The 13908-nt window shown below is 72.2% G+C and carries 14 protein-coding genes; 3 read left to right on the forward strand and 11 right to left on the reverse strand.

The genetic code is table 11. The features are described 5' to 3' along the window. Positions 1-49: 49 nt before the first annotated feature. Both AB0H57_RS13985 and AB0H57_RS13990 read right to left on the reverse strand, forming a co-directional pair. Positions 50-391, reverse strand: coding sequence for a hypothetical protein (locus AB0H57_RS13985; protein ID WP_357506161.1), 342 nt, complete (start codon positions 389-391; stop codon positions 50-52). Between the two features lie 57 nt (positions 392-448). Beyond that, the gene (locus AB0H57_RS13990) at positions 449-1441 is read right to left on the reverse strand and encodes a hypothetical protein (protein WP_357506163.1); all 993 of its coding nucleotides are present in this window, start codon (positions 1439-1441) and stop codon (positions 449-451) included. 98 nt (positions 1442-1539) lie between these two features. Between AB0H57_RS13990 and AB0H57_RS13995 the strand changes: the two genes are divergently transcribed. After that, on the forward strand, positions 1540-2127 hold the full coding sequence (locus AB0H57_RS13995) for a TetR/AcrR family transcriptional regulator (RefSeq protein ID WP_357506165.1): 588 nt from the start codon (positions 1540-1542) through the stop codon (positions 2125-2127). A gap of 108 nt (positions 2128-2235) precedes the next feature. Here AB0H57_RS13995 and AB0H57_RS14000 read toward each other — a convergent pair whose 3' ends face one another. The 3 genes from AB0H57_RS14000 to AB0H57_RS14010 are packed head-to-tail and all read right to left on the reverse strand — an operon-like array spanning position 2236 to position 6061. After that, a complete protein-coding gene (locus AB0H57_RS14000) occupies positions 2236-3165 on the reverse strand; it encodes a sugar ABC transporter permease (RefSeq protein ID WP_357506167.1) in 930 nt (309 codons plus the stop codon). Further along, positions 3162-4802 carry an ABC transporter permease subunit gene (locus AB0H57_RS14005; RefSeq protein WP_357506169.1) on the reverse strand — a complete coding sequence of 547 codons (1641 nt, stop codon included), beginning with the start codon at positions 4800-4802 and terminating at the stop codon, positions 3162-3164. Before AB0H57_RS14005 ends, AB0H57_RS14000 begins: the two co-directional genes overlap by 4 nt. Further along, complete coding sequence (locus AB0H57_RS14010) at positions 4802-6061, reverse strand: maltose ABC transporter substrate-binding protein (protein ID WP_357506171.1); 1260 nt, start codon at positions 6059-6061, stop codon at positions 4802-4804. Before AB0H57_RS14010 ends, AB0H57_RS14005 begins: the two co-directional genes overlap by 1 nt. Positions 6062-6257: 196 nt before the next feature. Here AB0H57_RS14010 and AB0H57_RS14015 point away from each other — a divergent pair, with 196 nt between their 5' ends. After that, the gene (locus AB0H57_RS14015) at positions 6258-7337 is read left to right on the forward strand and encodes a LacI family DNA-binding transcriptional regulator (RefSeq protein WP_357506173.1); all 1080 of its coding nucleotides are present in this window, start codon (positions 6258-6260) and stop codon (positions 7335-7337) included. A gap of 145 nt (positions 7338-7482) precedes the next feature. Further along, on the forward strand, positions 7483-9117 hold the full coding sequence (locus AB0H57_RS14020) for a glycoside hydrolase family 13 protein (RefSeq protein WP_357506175.1): 1635 nt from the start codon (positions 7483-7485) through the stop codon (positions 9115-9117). 248 nt (positions 9118-9365) lie between these two features. On the opposite strand, the gene AB0H57_RS14025 is transcribed toward AB0H57_RS14020, so the two are convergent. From AB0H57_RS14025 to AB0H57_RS14050, 6 genes are all read right to left on the reverse strand, one after another. Further along, positions 9366-9806 (reverse strand): hypothetical protein, encoded by a 441-nt coding sequence (locus tag AB0H57_RS14025; RefSeq protein WP_357506177.1) that lies wholly within the window; start codon positions 9804-9806, stop codon positions 9366-9368. Between the two features lie 80 nt (positions 9807-9886). Beyond that, a complete protein-coding gene (locus AB0H57_RS14030) occupies positions 9887-10255 on the reverse strand; it encodes a GntR family transcriptional regulator (RefSeq protein ID WP_357506180.1) in 369 nt (122 codons plus the stop codon). Position 10256: 1 nt separating this feature from the next. After that, a complete protein-coding gene (locus AB0H57_RS14035; protein ID WP_357506182.1) occupies positions 10257-11192 on the reverse strand; it encodes a YhjD/YihY/BrkB family envelope integrity protein in 936 nt (311 codons plus the stop codon). Positions 11193-11202: 10 nt separating this feature from the next. Continuing rightward, complete coding sequence (locus tag AB0H57_RS14040) at positions 11203-11775, reverse strand: 2'-5' RNA ligase family protein (RefSeq protein ID WP_357506184.1); 573 nt, start codon at positions 11773-11775, stop codon at positions 11203-11205. A 28-nt stretch (positions 11776-11803) separates the two neighbouring features. Continuing rightward, complete coding sequence (gene trpS, locus AB0H57_RS14045; protein ID WP_357506186.1) at positions 11804-12829, reverse strand: tryptophan--tRNA ligase; 1026 nt, start codon at positions 12827-12829, stop codon at positions 11804-11806. A 33-nt stretch (positions 12830-12862) separates the two neighbouring features. Further along, on the reverse strand, positions 12863-13897 hold the full coding sequence (locus tag AB0H57_RS14050) for a hemolysin family protein (protein ID WP_357506189.1): 1035 nt from the start codon (positions 13895-13897) through the stop codon (positions 12863-12865). Positions 13898-13908 lie beyond the last annotated feature (11 nt).

The following is a 13908-nucleotide window of genomic DNA, read 5'->3' on the forward strand; positions in this document are numbered from 1 at the left end:
CGGACGCCCCGAACGTCCCTTTCCCGGGCCGTTTCCACAGCTCGGCGGGTTACCGCCAGAACACCGCAACCGCCGCGTTGACCAGCGTCAACCCGACGATCGCGAGGAAGTGACCCCGGTTGACCGACTCCCGCTTACGGGAGAAGAAGACCATGACAAAGATCAGCAGCGCGAGCACCAACTTGGTAACAAGTTTTGCCGGCGCCGGCTCGTCGCCGTCCCGCAACGGGGCGGACAGCCCGATACCGGTGACGAGCTGGATCACCGACCCCCACAGCATGGCCGCGTTGATCCGCAGCCGGCCCGTGACGTACTGGGCGATGCCACCGCCGAGCAGCAGCGCGAAGCCGATCAGATGGACGTAGAGAAGGATCAGTCGAAGAGCTTCCACGCGGACCATCCTCCCCCATCAACGACGCTTTGTAGTAGCCGGCCGGTCGAGCTGCCGTCATACCGTGACCTCCGCCGACGGGCGGACCGGCGCGGGGGCGGGGACGGCCACCGGAGCCCGCCGCCCGGCCACCACCAGCGCGAGGCCCACCACCGCGTATCCGGCCAGCACGGCCAGGGCGTGACCGGCTCCGGCCCCGGCGAAGAAGGACGCCGAGCGCAGCAGGGTGGCGCCGGCGCCGACCGGCAGCCACTGCCCCACCTCGCCCCACGGCTGAGGCAGCAGTTCCGGCGCGGCGGCCACCCCGGCGAGCGGGTTGCCGACCAGGAAGACCAGCAGCGCGCCCAGGCTCAGGCCAGGGGCGCGGAGCAGGGCGCCGAGGCCGGCCACGGTCGCTGCGGCGGCGAGCGCGAACAGTCCGATCGCGGCGGCCTCCCGGAGCCGGTCGCCGGCCAGCACACCCAGCCAGTCGTGCAGCACGAGGGTGCCGGCGCCGGCGGCGAGGGCCGCGTACCCGACCAGCCCGGCCAGCCGGGCCCGCCGCCCGGCCACCAGCAGGGTGAGCAGCACCCCGACCAGCAGGCTGGTCAGCGCGAGCGGGAGAAAGCCCGCGGCGAAACCGGCGCCGCGCGGATCGTCCGGGGCAGCGGGGACCACCGGCACCACGGGCACCGGGCGGTCACCCCCGAGCTGGGCCGACGCCTCGGTGAGCAGCGCGGCGACGGTCGGGCTGGCCGCCGGCGCGGTGTGCAGGACGAGGCCGTCGGGGCCGAGGACGAAGGCGGCGTACACCTGCCGGTCGCGCAGCGCCCGGTCGGCCGCCGCCGCGTCCGGCAACGTGCGGAGCGCGAAGGCGCCGGGCCGGGCGGCGGCCAACCGGCCGGACAGCTCCCCGGCGGCCGGCGCCGGGCCGGCCACGGCGACCGGCAGGTCGCGCGGCGCCAGCTGCGCGGCGGGCGCCGCGAACAGGGGTACGAGCAGCGCCTGCGCGGCCACCGCCAGCACGGCGACCAGGGCGGCGAGCATCCAGGGTGAACGGGACCGTGGCATCGCCATCTCCTTAAAACGAATGTTCGTTCTCTTGAGCTGAGCGTGCGCCCTGTCCCGGACGTTCGTCAAGAACGAACGTTCGATTTAGAATGTGGGGCGTGCCACGCGTCTCCGAGCAGCACCTCGCCGCCCGCCGCCAGCAGATCCTCGACGCGGCCCGGCGCTGCTTCGTGCGCGACGGGTTCCACAACACCTCGATGCAGGACGTGATAAAGGAGGCCGATCTCTCGGTCGGCGCGGTCTACCGCTACTTCCCCAGCAAGAACGACCTGATCACGGCCATCGCCCAGGCGGTGGTCGGCACCGCCGACGCGACCTTCGCCGATCTGGCCACGGCCGACCCGCCGCTGCCGCTGGCCGGGGTCCTGGAACGCGCCCTGACCTTCGTCGACACCCAGCTCGGCCCGGACGGCGTGCTGCCGCTGGCCCTGCAGGTATGGAGCGAGGCGCAGCGGGATCCGGTGCTGGCCGAGTTCGTCGCCGCCACGTACACCCGGCTGCGCGGCCATTTCGTGGCCGCCGCCGAACGGGCGCGCGAGGCCGGCGAGCTGCCCGCGGACGCCGACCCGGTGGCGGTCGGTGCCGCGCTGTTCGGCCTGGTGCCCGGCTACTTCACCCAGCGCATCCTCACCGGCTCACCGGACCGCGCCACCTACCTCGCCGGCGTCCGCGCGCTGCTGCGTTAGGTGTCAAGAAGGGGCCCCTGCTCTACCGGAAGCGTCAACAAGGACCCCTCCTTTCACAGCCGCCAAAGCTGCCAGGTGGGGCCGTCGGCGGGCGTGAGCCGAGGAGGCTCAGCCCTTGACGGCCCCGGAGGTGAGGCCGGAGACGATGAAGCGCTGCAGGAACTGGAACACCAGCACGGTGGGAATCGCGGTGAGCAGGGTGCCGGCCGCGAAGATTCCGAAGTTGGTGTTCCGCTCGGCGCCCTGCAGCATGGTCCGCATGCCGACCGCGAGGGTCTTGGCGTCGGTATCGGTGAGGAAGACGCTCGCCATCAGGAACTCGTTGATGGTGTTGATGAAGGCGAGCAGCCCGGTCACCGCGAGGATCGGCGCCACCAACGGAAGCATGATCTTGAAGAAGACCTGGGCGTGCGAGGCACCGTCCATGGTGGCCGACTCGTCCAACTCCCGGGGCAGCGTGTCGAAGAAGCCCTTCATCAGCCAGGTGTTCACGCCCAGCGCACCGCCCATGTAGAGCAGTAGGAGGCCCCACGGGGTGTTGAAGCCGATGGCCGGCCACAGATCGGTGACCGTGCCGAAGATCAGGAAGATCGCCACGATCGCCAGGAACTGCGGGAACATCTGGATCAGCAGCAGCGAGAGCAGCCCCACCCGCCGCCCCCGGAACCGCATCCGAGAGAAGGCGTACGCCGCGAGCGCGGAGAGAAAGATGGAGGCGAACGAGGCCCCTCCCGCGATGAGCAGGGAGTTCAGGAACCAGTGGGCGAACCCGGTGCGCGCGAACAACTCGGAGAAGTTGCCGAACGACACCCCACCGGTCGGCACCAAGGCGGTGGAGGAGAGGGTGCCGAGCGGATTGAGCGCCGCCGAGACGACGAACACCAGCGGGAAGAGACTGAACAGCACGCCCAGCAGGCCGACCAGGTGCCGCCAACCGACCTGGGCGAACCAGCGGTTCTTTCGCCGGCCCGGGTTGCGGTTGACCGCCGCCGGGCCGCTCGCGTCCCCCGTGACCGTGGCGCCGGTGGGCGTGGTCATGCGTAGACCTCCTCCTGTTGGCGGGTCCGCCGGAAGCTGACCGCCGACACCACCGCGACGATGGCGAAGATGAACAGCGAGATCGCCGCCGCGAAGCCGAACTGCGCTGCCTGCCCACCGAACGCCAGTCGGTAGGTGTAGGTGATCAGCAGGTCGGTGGCGCCGTTGCTGGGGTTGTCCGCCGGGAACGGCGCCCCCTCGGTGGTCAGGTAGATCGCGTTGAAGTTGTTGAAGTTGAAGGCGAATGACGAGATCAGCAGCGGCGAGAGCGCGACCAGCAGCAGCGGCAGGGTGACCGCCTTGAACGACTGCCAGGGCGACGCCCCGTCGACCGAGGTGGCCTCGGTCAGCTCGCGCGGGATGGCCTGGAGCGCGCCGGTGGCCACCAGGAACATGTACGGGTAACCGAGCCAGAGCTGCACCAGGATGACCGCCGCGCGGGCCGACCAGCCCTGACCGAACCAGTCGATGCCGAGCCCGAACATGTTGTTGATCAGACCGAAGTCGGTGTTGAACATGTCCCGCCAGACCAGCAGCATCGCGAACGACGGCATGGCGTAGGGCAGGATCAGCAGCATCCGGTAGAGGTTGGTGCCCCGGACCCGGGGCGAGTGCAGCGCGAGCGCGATCAGCATGCCGAGGATGAACGTGCCGCCGGTGGAACCGATCGCGAAGGCGAAGTTCCAGATCAGCGTGCCGAGGAACGGCCCGGAGATCCGCTCGTCGGTGAGCACCCGGGTGAAGTTGGACAGGCCGACGTTCACCTTCCAGCCCTGGGCCAGGCGGTCGCCGTCGGCGGCGACGAACGCGCCGACCTCCTCGTCGGCGGCCCAGGTCTTGCCGCTCTCGCTGTCCTTGACGCAGTCACAACCCGCGTCGTACGCCCGGACGGCCTTGCCCTCGTATGCCCGGGACAGGCCGGACGAGCGCAGCGCGCCGCCGGCGGTCGGCACCACCAGGTCGGTGATGTCCTTGCTGCGGGCGCTGGCCTGGCCGAAGTTCAGCACGGTGTAGCCGTCGGCCGCGGTGACCTTTCCGCCGGGGGCGACCGTGGCCGCGTCGGGGTCGAGCGGCCGCAGGCCCTCGGCGTCACCGACGGAGACCGTGTCGGTCTTCGGGTCGGTGATCAGGAAGACCAGCGGGCCGCTGGTCGGGTCGCCCTTGGTGGCGACCGACAGCGGGTACTGGGTGGAGCCGGGGACCTGCTTCACCGAGGCGCTCTGGATGGCGACGACCGCGTCATCCTTGCTGCCGCGGTGGCCGTCGCCGAAGTTGGTGAAGGCCGTGCTCGCGGTGTAGAGCACCGGCACGATCTGGAAGGCGATCAGGAAGAGCGTGCCCGGGACGAGGTACTTCGCCGGGACGTGCCGCCGGCCCACGTACAGGTAGAACAGCGCGGCAGTGGTCAGCACCAGCACCGCCAGCCCGATCCACTGCTCGGCCTGCACGAGCGGGAAGGCCGCCCAGATCGCGATCCCGGCCACCAGGCCGAGCAGGATCACCTTCACGGCGAGGCCGGCCGCGGTGATCGGCGCGTGGTTCCGCGCGGTACGGGACGAGCGCGGGGACCCGGTGCGAACGGGCCCCCGGCCCGGGGTCTGCTGGACAGACCCCGGGCCGGACAGCGGTGTGCTCATTACTTGATCGAACCGGCGATCGTCTTGCCGGCCGCGGTGACCGTGCTGGCCGGGTCGGCACCGCCGATGACGGCGGCCTCGGCCTTACCGAACGGGTCCCAGATCGCGGCCATGGCCGGGATCGCCGGGAGCACCTGGCCGTTCTTGCCGGCCTCGACGAACTTGGCCAGGTCCGGGTCGCTGCCCTTGACCTGGTCCAGCGCGGCGGTCAGCGCCGGCGGGCGCGGGTCGGCCTGGTACAGCGCCACGGCCAGCTCCGGCTTGGTGACGTGGTTGGCGACGAACTCCTGGGCGAGTGCCTTGTTCTTGCCCTTGGCGGCCACGTAGAAGGACTGGACGCCCACGAACGGCGCGGCCGGCTTGCCACCGGCGAAGCCGGGGACGGCGGAGATGTCGTACTTGATGCCGGCCTTCTTCACGTCGGCGGTGGCCCACGGCCCGGAGACCAGGAAGGCGCACTTCTTGCCGGTGAAGGTGGCGGTCGAGTTGGTGTCGGCGATCGAGCGCTTCAGCACGCCCTCGCCCTTCTCGCCGAGCGCGGCGATCTTCTTGAACGCGGCGATCGACTCCGGCTTGCCCACGCCCAGATCCTTGGGATCGTAGTCGCCGTTCGCGGTGGTGCCGAAGAGGTAGCCGCCGGCCGAGGCGTACAGCGGGTAGATGTGGTACGCGTCGCCCTTCTGACCGACCTGCAGGCAAAGCGTCTCGGTGACCTTCTTCTGCGCCTTGAGCTGCTTGCCGGTGGCGACCAGGTCCTCGATCGTCTTCGGCGCCTCGGGGGCCAGGTCGGTGTTGCGGATCAGCGCCAGGTTCTCCTGGGCGTAGGGCACGCCGTAGATCTGGCCGTTGAACGTGACGGCCTTGATGGCGGTCTCGTTGAAAGCGGCCTTCTGCTCGTCGGACAGCTGCACCGGGTCGATGGCGCCGTTCTGGACCAGGTTGCCGATCCAGTCGTGCGCGCCGATCACCACGTCCGGGCCGCCGCCCTGGCTGGACACCGTCACGAAGTTGTTCTGGAGGTCCTCGTTCGGGACGGCCTGCACCTCGACGGTGACGCCGTTCTCCTGGCCGAACTGCTCCGTGAATGGCTTGAGGGCCTCGGTCCGCTTGTCATCGGCCCAGATCACGAGCTTGCCACCGGCGGCGGCCTTGGGAGAAGCGCTGGCGGCCGGCTCGTCGCTCTTGTTGTCGCCGCCGCAGCCGGAGGCGGCGAGCGCCAGGCCGAGGACGGCGACCACACCCGTGGTACGGATGCGCATCGGTACTCCTGTCGTCATGGCGGACCGCCGGGGGAAGGGCGACCGCCAGTGGGGAACCCTGAAAGTTCTTGCCAACCGGCGCTGGTTGCCGCGCCGCTGCTCTCGCATGTTGCGCGCACGTTAGCAAGACATTGCAGGGAATGGAAGGGCTTGCAGGAGTGTACGCAAGAAGTTGCCGGTGAGCTAAAGTGCCGCCATGCGCGCTCGACTGTCCGACATCGCCCAACAGGCCGAAGTCAGCGAGGCCACGGTGTCGCGGGTGCTCAACGACCGCCCCGGGGTGGCCCCGGAGACCCGGCAGGCCGTACTGACCGCCCTCGACGTGCTCGGCTACGAGCGCCCGGCCCGGCTGCGCAAGCGCAGCGCCGGCCTGGTCGGCCTGGTCGTGCCGGAGCTGGAGAACCCCATCTTCCCGGCGTTCGCCCAGGTCATCGAGTCGACCCTGGCCCAGAGCGGGTTCACCCCGGTGCTCTGCACCCAGACCGCCGGCGGGGTCACCGAGGACGAGTACGTCGAGATGCTGCTGGACCGGCAGGTCTCCGGCATCGTCTTCGTCTCCGGCCTGCACGCCGACACCGCCGCGAACCACGACCGCTACCGCGCGCTGATCGGCCGACCGCTGCCGATCGTCATGATCAATGGGTACGCCCCGGGCATCGCCGCGCCCTTCGTCTCCTGCGACGACCGGGAGGCGGCCGAACTGGCCGTCGCCCACCTGGTCGCCCTCGGGCACCGGCGGATCGGCCTGATCACCGGCCCGGACCGGTTCGTGCCGGTGCAGCGCAAGGTGGCCGGCTGGCGCTCGGCGATGACCCGGCTGTCCGGGCTGCCGGAGGCCGAGCTCGACCCGCTCGCCGAGCTGACCCTGTTCGGGGTGGAGGGTGGCGAGGCGGCGGCGGGACGGCTGCTGGGGCGCGGGGTGACCGGGCTCGTCTGCGGCTCCGACCTGATGGCCCTGGGCGCGATCCGGGCCGCCCGGCAACGCGGCCTGTCGGTGCCGGCGGATCTCTCCGTGGTCGGCTACGACGACTCCCCGCTGATGGCGTTCACCGAGCCGCCGCTGACCACCATGCGCCAGCCGGTGGCCGCGATGGCGGTGGCCGCCGTCCGGGCCCTGGTCGACGAGATCAACGGGCATGCCGCGCCGCACTCCGAGTACCTGTTCCGACCCGAGCTGGTGGTGCGCGGCTCGACCGCGGTGGCCGGGTCGGCACCGGAGGCCGACCGGCCCGGCCGGCAGCGGCCGGCGCCCCCCGCGGTGGCCGTCCCGGCCTGACGAGGGCCCGCCCGCAGGCATCTCACGTCATTTCTTGCGCAAGCCCTGCTTGACTCTTTCAGGGCTCGGCCGGCATTCTGCTCTGACACCCGCGGACGCCGGCGCGGGTCGCCGCCGTCCCGCCACAGAACGGGGATCGTCACCGATGACCGCCGCCAGCAACGCCGAGCCGCTGACCTCCGACGACGACTGGTGGCGTGCCGCGGTCGTCTACCAGGTCTACGTGCGCAGCTTCGCCGACGCCAACGGCGACGGCGTCGGCGACATCCCGGGCATCCGGGAGCGCCTGCCGTACCTGCGCGACCTCGGGGTGGACGCGCTCTGGCTCACCCCCTTCTACACCTCCCCCCAGGTCGACGCCGGCTACGACGTGGCCGACTACCGGAACGTCGACCCCCTGTTCGGCACGCTGGCCGACTTCGACGCGATGATCGCCGACGCGCACGCGCTGGGCCTGCGGATCATCATCGACCTGGTGCCCAACCACACCTCCAGCCGGCACCCGTGGTTCACCGCCGCGCTGGCCGCCGCCCCGGGCTCCGCCGAGCGCGCCCGGTACCTCTTCGCCGACGGCCAGGGCGAGCACGGCGAGCTGCCGCCCAACGACTGGGAAAGCATCTTCGGCGGCCCGGCGTGGACCCGGCTCCCCGACGGCCAGTGGTACCTGCACCTGTTCGACCCGGCCCAGCCGGACCTCAACTGGCGCCACCCGGAGGTGCGCGCCGAGTTCGAGGACGTGCTGCGGTTCTGGCTCGACCGGGGCGTGGACGGCTTCCGCATCGACGTGGCGCACGGCATGATCAAGGCCGAGGGGCTGCCCGACGTCGGCTTCAACTCGATGACCACCGGCCAGCGCCAGTCCGAGCTGCTGGGCAAGGGCCGGTTGCCCTACTTCGACCAGGACGAGGTGCACGACATCTACCGCGCCTGGCGGCCCATCCTCGACAGCTACCCGGGCGGCCGGATGGCGGTCGCCGAGGCGTGGGCGGAGACCCCGCAGCGGCTGGCCCGCTACATCGGCCCGGACGAGCTGCACCAGGCGTTCAGCTTCGACTTCCTGGACGCCACCTGGTCGGCGGATTCGTTCCGCAAGGTGGTCGACACCGCGCTGGCCGAGTCCGCCATCGTCGGCGCCCCGACCACCTGGGTGCTGTCCAACCACGACCGGCAGCGGCACGTCACCCGGTACGGCGACGGCGAGATCGGCCTGCGCCGGGCCCGCGCCGCCACCCTGCTGATGCTCTCCCTGCCCGGGGCGGCCTACGTCTTCCAGGGTGAGGAGCTGGGCCTGCCGGAGGTGCTGGACCTCCCCGACGAGCTGCGCCAGGACCCGTCGTTCCGGCGCACCGGGGAGAGCCGGGACGGCTGCCGGGTGCCCATCCCGTGGAGCGGCGAGCTGGCTCCGTACGGCTTCGGGCCGGCCGGCAGCGAGCTGAGCTGGCTGCCGGCCCCCGCGACCTGGCGGGCGCTGTCGGTGGCCGCCCAGACCGGCACGCCCGGCTCGACGCTGGAGCTCTACCGCACCGCCCTGCGGGTCCGGCACGAGCACCCGGCGCTGGCCGGCACCGGCCCGATCACCTGGTTGGAAACCGAGCCCGGCGTGCTGGCCTTCCGCCGGTCCGCGGGCGACGCGGTGCTGACCTGCGTGGTCAACATCAGTGGCGCGGAGGTGACGATCGCCGGCCACGGCCGGCCGGTCGTGGCCAGCGCCGATCTCACCGAGCGGGGCGACGGGCACGTCCTGCCGGTGGACGCAGCTGCGTGGTTCGAACGGCGCTGAGCCGGGTAACCCACTGATGACCTGGTCGTCCGTTGTGCTCCGCGCCGACGGGCGGCTGGGCAACCGACCCCTTGTGGTGGGGGGTGAGGTGGCGACGGCGCCTCGGGAGGTCCGCCTCCCGGGGCGCCGTCGTCCACCCTCGACCCGTCGAGAGCCCATTCGCGGCATCCCGGCCTCTCGTCGCCTGCCTACGGCCCCGCTCGCGGCATCCCGGCCCATTCCTGCGGACAGCCGACGGTCCGGCGGGCTCAGTCCTTCGCGGTGAGCTGCGCGGCGATCCGCGCCAGGCCGGCGCGCAGCTCGTCCCGGCTCGGTGCCGGCGACGGCTCGGGCACCGGCTGCTGCTCGGCGGCCCGCTCCAACTCCTCGTCGATCACGTCCTCGAAGTCGCCGTAGAGGTCCGACTCGTCGACCCGGGCCGCCTCGTCCTCGGCGGCGAGCTGCGCGGCCGCGATCTCACCGCGGATCTCCTCCGCGGACAGCGCCGGCAGCAGCGGCTCGACCACCGCCATCAGCTGCTCCTCGGCCACCACCGCCTCGGCGAGGGCCAGCGCGTGCGCCCGCTCGTACGGCCCGCAGACCACCGGTTCCCACTCGTCCGCCTCGGTCAACGGGCCGAAGGTGATGATCCACGGCAGGCCGAGCATCGGCGAGTCGTCCGGCAGGTCCAGTGTCACGAGAGCGCCCACGGGATCATCATGCGCGGTCGGCTCACCGACCTGGGCGGCATTTGCCCTATTCATCTTTTTCCTCGACTGTCCGGATGGGGTCACTCCGGCCGGGCGGCGGCCAGCGCGGCCCGCACCAGGGCCACCGCTCGGTCCGCCGGCACGCCCAGCCGGACCGCCTCGGCGGCGTACCCGGCGGCGACCGCCTGGAGCCGGTCGGTGGCGTCGTCCCGCCCCGGGGCCACCACCGTGCCGTGCCGGCCCCGCGTCTCGACCAGGCCGGCCGCCTCCAACTCCCGGTACGCCCGCGCCACCGTGTTCACCGCCAGCCCCAACTCGGCGGCGAGCTGCCGGACGGCCGGCAGCCGGGTGCCCACCGCCAGCCGGCCCGTCCCGATCTGCCCGGCGAGCTGCCCGCGCACCTGCTCGTACGGCGGCACCGCCGAGCCCGGGTCGATCACGATCCGCACGTCAACCCGCCCCTCCCGGCGTCCCCGGGTCGCGCTCCTCGTCGACCTCCACGTCCACCTCCTCGGCCGCGGTCCCGTCGGCCAGGTCCACCACCCGGCCGTACCGGCTGGTGGCGGCGAACGCCGCGCCGAAGAGCACCAGCTGGTTGAGCAGGTAGAGATAGAGCAGCAGGCCGACCGCGGTCGCCACCACGGTGTACGCCGGGTTCCGCTCGGTGCGCACCACGTAGTAGCGCCCCACCGTGTTCAGCAGGGTGATGCCGACCGCCACCAGCAGCACCACCGGCCGCAGCCGGCGGCGGCTCATCCGCAGCCTCGGCACGGCCACCAGCAGGGCCGTGGCCAGCACCGCGTTGACCAGCACGCTGAGCACCGCGCTGACCGTGGTCAGCCCGACCGAGCCGGTGCTGCGCAGCAGGAAACGCAGCAGCGACCCCAGCGCGTCGACCGCGGCCACCGAGACGCCGAGCATCACGAAGACCACCAGCAGCACGCCCAGGTCCACCAGCCGGCGGACCACCAGGTTGCCCGGTTGCTGGTTGAGGCCGTACATCAGCCGCTGCGAGGAGCGGATCGCCTCCACCCAGCCGATCCCGGTGAAGACCAGGATGATCAGGCCGACCACCCCGATGGTGTTGCTGCTCTGCGCGATCTGCTGCGGGTCGAGGAAGGGCAGATTTTCCCGAAGGAAGTGCTCCGCCGCGGCGCTGACCTCGTCGTTGTCCGCCAGGATCGTGCCGAAGATCCAGTACGCCACCAACGCCAGCGCGAAGACCGCGAAGAAGCCGTAGTAGGCGATCGCCGCCGCCAGCCGCCCGCCGAGCACGTCGGCGTAGAGCGCGCCGGCCCGCCACAGGTGGTCGAAGCCCGGCAGTCGCTCCCGGGTGGCGTCCACCCGGCGATTGAGGCCCGCCTCGAGGCGGCCGAGCACGTTCACGACGGCGGGCTCAGCCGCCGAGCCGGAAATCGCGGCGCGGCTGCCACCGGGCCTGCCCGCTGTGCGAGAAGAGGGTGAACGCCTCCACCTCGAAGATCGCGGAGAAGTCGGCCAGGTCCTCGTACGCCTTGTCCAGCGCCTCGGGCGCGACGTCCTGCGCCACCGTCACGTGCGGGTGGTACGGGAAGCGGGCCTCGCGGCGCAGCTCCGGGGCGGCGTTGATGGCGGCGGCCAGCAACTCGCACTCGCTGATCCCGGCCGCCACCGCCACGAACACCACCTGGGTCACCGGCCGGAACGTGCCGGTGCCCCGCAGGTGCAGCGGGAACGGCAGGTGGGCCCCGGCGACCCGGGCCAGGTGCGCCTCGACCGCCGGCAGCGCCGCGACCGGGATCTCGGTCGGCCCGAGCAGCGTCACGTGCGCCGGCACGGCCTGCGGGTCACCGGCCTCGACGCGGCGCTGGGTGAGCATGCCGCCCCACGGCTCGGGGATGTCCACCGCGATCCCGATCTGGATGGTGTCCCCGGCCACCGGCGCTCCGCCGCTGCGATCCACGCTCCGCGCCACCCCTGAAGCCCTCACTGGTCACCCGTCTCCGTCGCCCGGGCCGCTACTCGAAGCGCACCGGCGGGAGGAAGCCGACCCGCTCGTACACGTCGTGCAGGGTCGGCGCGGCCACCGCCCGAGCCTTCTCGGCACCGGCGGCGAGCAGCTTGTCCAGCTGGGCCGGGTCGTCCAGGTAACCCTTGGTGCGGGCCTGGATCGGGGTGACGAACTCCCGCACCACCTCGCCGAGGTCCTTCTTCAGGTCGCCGTAGCCCTTGCCGTCGTACGCGGCGACCAGGTCGTCGATGCTCCGGCCGCCCAGCGCAGAGTAGATCGTCAGCAGGTTGGAGACGCCGGGCTTGGTCGCCGCGTCGAAGACGATCTCCCGCCCGGTGTCGGTGACCGCCGACCGGATCTTCTTGGCCGAGCGGGCCGGATCCTCCAGCAGGTCGATGATGCCAGCCGGCGAGGACGACGACTTCGACATCTTGGCGGTCGGGTCCTGCAGGTCGGTGATCTTCGCGGTGTCCTTGACGATGTGCGGCGCGGGCACCGTGAAGGCCCTGCCGAACTGCGAGTTGAACCGCTGCGCCAGGTCGCGGGAGAGCTCCAGGTGCTGGCGCTGGTCCTCGCCGACCGGCACCGCGTTCGCCTGGTAGAGCAGGATGTCCGCGGCCTGCAGGATCGGATACGTGAACAGGCCCACGCTGGCCCGCTCGCTGCCCTGCTTCTGCGACTTGTCCTTGAACTGGGTCATCCGGCTGGCCTCGCCGAAGCCGGTGATGCAGCCGAGCACCCAGGCCAGCTGCGGGTGCTCGGGCACCTGCGACTGGACGAACAGGGTGCTGCGCTCCGGGTCGAGGCCCAGCGCGAACAGCTGCGCGGCGGCGACCCGGCTGCGCTGGCGGAGCACCTTCGGGTCGTGCCCGGCGGTAATCGCGTGCAGGTCGACCACGCAGTAGAACGCGTCGTGGCTGTCCTGCAGGGCCACCCAGTGCCGCAGCGCACCCAGATAGTTGCCGAGGTGGAACGAGTCGGCCGTCGGCTGGATGCCGGAGAAGACGCGCGGGCGGGCGGGTACGTCGGACATGCCGGCAATTCTGTCAGCAAGACCTGGCGTACGTCATGACGGGCCGGCGGGTCGGCCCCGCGCCGGCACGACCCCGGGCGGTTGCCACGCCGCCTCGCGCCGCGGCCCAGGCACCCGGGCCGCCGAGACCGCCAGCCGGGACACCCGACGCCCGTCCAGGGCCAGCACCCGCAACAGCCAGCCCTCGGCCGGCTGGGCCGGGTCGCCGCCCGCCGCCCGGCCCGGTCCCGCGGGCACCGGCACCTCGTCCCCGGCGACCGGCAGCCGGCCCAGCGCCGCCATCACGAACCCGCCCACCGTCTCGTACGGGCCGGAGGGCAGCGGGACCCCGGTGCGCTCGGCGAAGTCGGCGAGGTTGAGCCGGCCGTCCACCACGGCGGGCAGGCCGGCGAGCACCGGGTCGGACGGGCCGTCGTGCTCGTCGCGGATCTCCCCGACCAGTTCCTCGATCAGGTCCTCGCAGGTGACGATGCCGGCGGTGCCGCCGTACTCGTCGACCACCACGGCGAGATGGTGGCCCTCCCGGCGCATCTCGCTGAGCGCGGGGAGCACCCGCTTGCTGCCGGGCAGCCGCTTCACCTCCCGGGTCAGCTCCCCCACGGTGACGCACCGGTCGCCGTCCGGGCGGAGCAGCACGTCCCGCAGGTGCACGAAGCCGACCACGTCGTCGTGGGTGCCGTCGACCACCGGGTAGCGGGTGTGCGTCTCGGCCCGGACCAGCCGGGCCGCCTCGGCGATGCTCAGGTCGGCGGCGAGGAAGACCACCTCGGTACGGGGCATCATCACCTCGCGGACCAGGCTGGCCCCGGCCTCCAGCACCTCGTCGATGATCCGGCGCTCCACCGGGTCCAGCACGGTGTTCGCGGCGACCAGGTCGCGCAGTTCGGCCTCGCTGATCCGTTCCCGGCCGGCAGCGGGGCTGGCCCCCAGCAGGTCGGTGACCAGGCGGGTGGCGCCGTCGGCGGCGCGTACGACGAGCCGGGCGACGGTCCGGGCCACCCGGCTCGGTTCGCGGCGGGACCGCCCCTGCGGTCGACGCCGGGGGCCGGGATGAGCGGCTTCCCGCATGACTTGGATGG

This window comes from Micromonospora sp. NPDC050686 (assembly GCF_040654475.1).
Taxonomy (GTDB): domain Bacteria; phylum Actinomycetota; class Actinomycetes; order Mycobacteriales; family Micromonosporaceae; genus Micromonospora.